General features: G+C 77.4%; 1 protein-coding gene. It reads right to left on the bottom strand.

The features are described 5' to 3' along the window. Nucleotides 1-658: ROK family protein (locus AN218_RS28715; protein ID WP_244900793.1), on the bottom strand; the 658-nt coding region annotated here is incomplete at both ends.

The following is a 658-nucleotide window of genomic DNA, read 5'->3' as shown; positions in this document are numbered from 1 at the left end:
GGGCCCGGCCGGTGCGCCGCGCCGCCCGACGCGCCCGCGGCGGCGCGCAGTTGGGCAGCGACCCCGTCCACGTAGACATCCGGATCGGCCAGCACCGTACGGCCGCCGAGCAGCACCCGGTCGACGTCGAGAAGGCTGACGAGATTGGCGGCGCCCACGCCGAGCACACGCGCCGCCTCGTCGGGCCTGCCGCGCCGCACGGCGTCCCCGCACAGCGCCTCCAGACAGCCGTTGCGGCCGCAGCGGCACGGCGGCCCGTCCAGCTCGATCACCTGGTGCCCGAACTCCCCCGCACCGTTGCGCCGTCCCCGGTGGATGCGCCCGTCGAGCACGAGACCCGCGCCCAGTCCCGTACCGAGGTGGACGTACGCGAGCGACTCCTTGCCGCGCAGGGCGAGACCGAGCGCGGCGGCGTTGGTGTCCTTGTCGAGGACGACGGGCATCCCGAGGCGCCGCGCCAGCGCGTCCCGCAGGGGGAAGCCCGCCCACTCCGGATGTCCGGTGACCTGGCCGAGGACGCCGCGCACATGGTCCAGCGGTCCGGGCGCGGCGACGCCGACGCCGACGACGCTCCCCCAGCGGGCGCCGGGACCGACGGGGTCGCTGGCGGGCGGCGGAGGCCCGGCGCCGAACTCCGCCTCGGCAGGCTCGGATTGGG

Source organism: Streptomyces nanshensis, assembly GCF_001751255.1.
Taxonomy (GTDB): domain Bacteria; phylum Actinomycetota; class Actinomycetes; order Streptomycetales; family Streptomycetaceae; genus Streptomyces; species Streptomyces nanshensis_A.
Note: the sequence above shows the minus strand (reverse complement) of the source record. Positions and strands in the feature narration are given on the sequence as shown.